The following is a 3,387-nucleotide window of genomic DNA, read 5'->3' on the forward strand; positions in this document are numbered from 1 at the left end:
ATGCCGACTCCCGGATTATGCCGCGTCATGCGTGCGCGCGGCGGTAGGTTTGGCATTGCGTGATTGCTGTGTCGGCATAATCGTATGATTTCTCAGGCTGGCTATCGCGCTGGCCAGGAGAGATCAAATGAAGGCGACACGCACAGTCAGCGAATCCGGTGGGCTGCCAGCCCGTCACATTGATGCATTTCTCGATCGTCTACGGACGGCTCACTATTCCGAGGTAACGCTTCGCAAGAAACGAAGGGTCCTGTATGCGTTCTTCAGGTGGATGAAGAACAGGAATATCGACCTTGTTGACCTCGATGAGTCCGCGACGACTCGTTTTAGGGAGCGCCCGATCGACGCCTCACGAGACCGCGTCCAGTGCGAGCGCGCCGCATTACGATCATTCCTTGCCTGTCTGCGCGTTGAAGGGATCGTGCGCTCGACGACGTTGAGCGGCCAATCCGCGATCACGCACATCTATTGCCGGTATCTGGACTATCTGAGGCAGGATCGTGGACTAGCGAGGAACTCGGTACTCGTCTATGGGCCCTTCATCCGTGACTTCCTCAGCAGCCACGACGCAGGCGACGGAAGTGTATTGCCCGATGCATTTGACGCCGTAACGATCCGGAATCATCTCCTTGTTCGCAGCAAAGGTCGATCGGCGGAGTACATGCGGCTGATGACAGTGGCCCTTCGCTCGTTTTGCCACTTCCTCTTTCTGCGTGGAAACACGCCGTGTGACCTGTATGAGTCGGTGCCTTCAGTTCGCAAGTGGCAACAGTCAACTGTGCCAACATTCCTCACGCCCGAGCAGGAGGAGGCCCTCATTGCCACTGCGGACCGATCCACTCCGCGCGGGTGCCGCGACTATGCGGTCCTGCTGTTGTTGGCGCGACTGGGGTTGCGTGCAGGAGAGATCGTCGCACTTGAGCTAGGCGACATTCACTGGCGTTCGGGGGAATTTGTCGTTCATGGCAAGGGGCAAATGGTGGAGCATGTCCCACTACCTTCCGAGGTTGGAGGCGCGATTGCAACGTACCTTCGCGACGCTCGTGGAGCGAGCGCATCGCGTCGGGTATTCCTTCGCATGTACGCACCGCGTGTTGGTCTGGCGGGACCGGCGGCAATTGGCCACATTGTTCGTCTGGCGTTCGCTCGCGCCGCGTTTCGCCCTGCGTGTCGCGGCGCGGCGCATCTGTTTCGGCACAGTCTGGCGACAACGATGATTCGCCAAGGTGCATCGATGGCGGAAATTGCCGAGGTGTTGCGGCACCGCTCACAGGTCAGTACCGCGATCTACGCAAAGGTCGCGTTTGAGGACCTGCGCGGGGTAGCGCGCTCATGGCCCACGGCGGGAGGTGCAATATGACTGCGATCCGTGACTCCCTTGCTCAGTACGTTGCAGTCCGCCGGGCTCTCGGAGCGTCATTCTATGAACCTGCATTGGCACTCGGTCATTTCGTTGATCTTCTTGAACGCGAAGGCGCCGAGTTCATTACCACCGATCTGGCTCTGCGCTGGGCGACGACGCCCGTACTCGTCGAACGCGCCACCTGGGGGCGGCGCCTCTCCCAGGTGAGAGGATTCGCCAGATGGATGAGCGTCATTGACAGCCGAAACCAGATTCCGCCAACAGGATTCCTTAGTGCTCGTCGACGACGCAACGCGCCGCATATTTACACGGAACAGGAAATTAACCTGCTCATAATCCAGGCTGCGCGGCTACGCTCGCGCACAGGCATGCGAGCGCTGACCTATTCGACGCTTATCGGGCTTCTCGTAGCGACCGGCCTCAGGCCGGGTGAAGCGCTTCGACTCAACCGGTCCGACGTTGACCTCGTTAGCGGAATACTCTCCATCCGGGAATCGAAGTTCGGCAAATCGCGCTTTGTACCCGTAGAAGAGTCGACCCGCGCCGCACTCGAACGTTATGCTCAGGGTCGCGACCGGCTCTGCCAGCAGCGGTTGAGTGAGGCGTTTCTGGTTAGTGAGCGCGGTATCAGGTTGAAGGCCGGCACTGTCCGAAGCATGTTCGTCAGAATGTCGCGTGCCGTCGGCCTGCGGCCAGCGACAGAGGATGGTCGCGATCGTTACGGCCCACGGCTCCAGGACTTCCGGCATAGCTTTGCGACCGGAAGGCTGGTCGAGTGGTATCGCGACGGTCTGGACGTGAGTCGGGAATTGCCGAGACTTTCCGCCTACCTCGGGCATGTCAACGTTGGTCTTACGTACTGGTACATCGAAGCGGTTCCGGAGCTGCTTGAACTCGCCGCAGGCTATCTCGGAAAGAACTGTCCGGGAGAGCAGCCGTGAGCGCCGCCGGCCTTCCATCGCTCGTTCAGCGTTTCTTTACCCAGCGCCTGCTCGAGCAGCAAGGGCTGAGTTCGCACACGGTGGCAAGTTACCGTGACACGTTCCGGTTGTTGCTGGCGTTCGCCACGAAGCATATCGGGCGCGCGCCGTCAAAGCTGCGGATCGAAGACTTCGACACGTCGTTCATCGAGAAATTCCTTCGGCACTTGGAACAAGGCAGGGGCAATTCAGTGCGGACACGCAACACGCGCCTTGCCGCTGTGCATGCCTTCTTCCGGTTCGTTGCGGTCAGTGAGCCTGCTCTGTTCCTGCAGTGCCAGCGCATTCTTGCAATTCCATCCAAACGCTGCGAACACGGTCCCGTCGAGTTTCTCACCGAGAGCGAGGCCGCAGCTCTGGTAGCGGCACCCGATGTACGAACGTGGATCGGCAACCGCGACCGAACGCTGCTTCTTGTAGCGGTCCAAACGGGTCTGCGAAACAGCGAATTGACCGCTCTCCGGCGTCAGGATGTGGTGCTCGGTACAGGCGCACACGTCCGTTGCCTCGGCAAAGGCAGAAAGATGCGATGCACTCCGCTACGACCGGATGTCGTTGCCGTCCTTAAAGAATGGCTGTTGTATCAACCAGGCGAATCAGATGATCCAGTCTTCCCCAGTTCGCGTGGCGGTCATCTCAGTGCCGATGCTCTTCAGCGACTCGTGTCGCGCAACGTCGAAATAGCGCGTCTCTCGTGCCCTTCGCTGAAGAAAAAATCAGTAACGCCCCACACGCTTCGGCACGCGGCTGCGATGAGCCTGTTGCATCACGGCGTAGACCTGACCGTGATCGCGCTCTGGCTCGGTCACGAATCATCAGAAACAACTCAGATCTACTTGCACGCCGACATGCAGCTCAAGGAACGCGCGCTTGCGCACGCCACGGCCAGCGGCATCGCGCCGACACGCTACAAACCTCCCGATCCGTTGCTCGCCTTCCTGGAGGCTCTCTGATAATGCCGATAATCCGAGCGACCCGGAACAGGGATCCGCCCAACCGTTGTGCCTGTGGATTCCCGACGCGGCATAATCCGGGAGTCGGCAT

General features: G+C 59.8%; 3 protein-coding genes. All 3 read left to right on the forward strand.

Features of this window, described 5'->3' with window-relative positions:
• The first annotated feature begins 127 nt into the window (after positions 1-127).
• The 3 genes from BG61_RS37915 to BG61_RS37925 are packed head-to-tail and all read left to right on the forward strand — an operon-like array spanning position 128 to position 3,296.
• A complete protein-coding gene (locus tag BG61_RS37915) occupies positions 128-1,360 on the forward strand; it encodes a tyrosine-type recombinase/integrase (protein WP_035943380.1) in 1,233 nt (410 codons plus the stop codon).
• Positions 1,357-2,304, forward strand: a complete 948-nt coding sequence (locus BG61_RS37920) for a tyrosine-type recombinase/integrase (RefSeq protein ID WP_035943382.1) — start codon at positions 1,357-1,359, stop codon at positions 2,302-2,304. The genes BG61_RS37915 and BG61_RS37920 overlap by 4 nt, the downstream gene beginning before the upstream one ends.
• On the forward strand, positions 2,301-3,296 hold the full coding sequence (locus BG61_RS37925) for a tyrosine-type recombinase/integrase (RefSeq protein WP_035943385.1): 996 nt from the start codon (positions 2,301-2,303) through the stop codon (positions 3,294-3,296). The genes BG61_RS37920 and BG61_RS37925 overlap by 4 nt, the downstream gene beginning before the upstream one ends.
• Positions 3,297-3,387 lie beyond the last annotated feature (91 nt).

Origin of the sequence: Caballeronia glathei, assembly GCF_000698595.1 — a bacterium.
In the GTDB taxonomy this organism is placed as follows: domain Bacteria; phylum Pseudomonadota; class Gammaproteobacteria; order Burkholderiales; family Burkholderiaceae; genus Caballeronia; species Caballeronia glathei.

Excerpts from the sequence above, each read along its gene's own strand:
- BG61_RS37915 (WP_035943380.1), top strand. The coding sequence starts at position 128 with ATGAAGGCGACACGCACAGTCAGCGAATCCGGTGGGCTGCCAGCCCGT.
- BG61_RS37920 (WP_035943382.1), top strand. The coding sequence starts at position 1,357 with ATGACTGCGATCCGTGACTCCCTTGCTCAGTACGTTGCAGTCCGCCGG.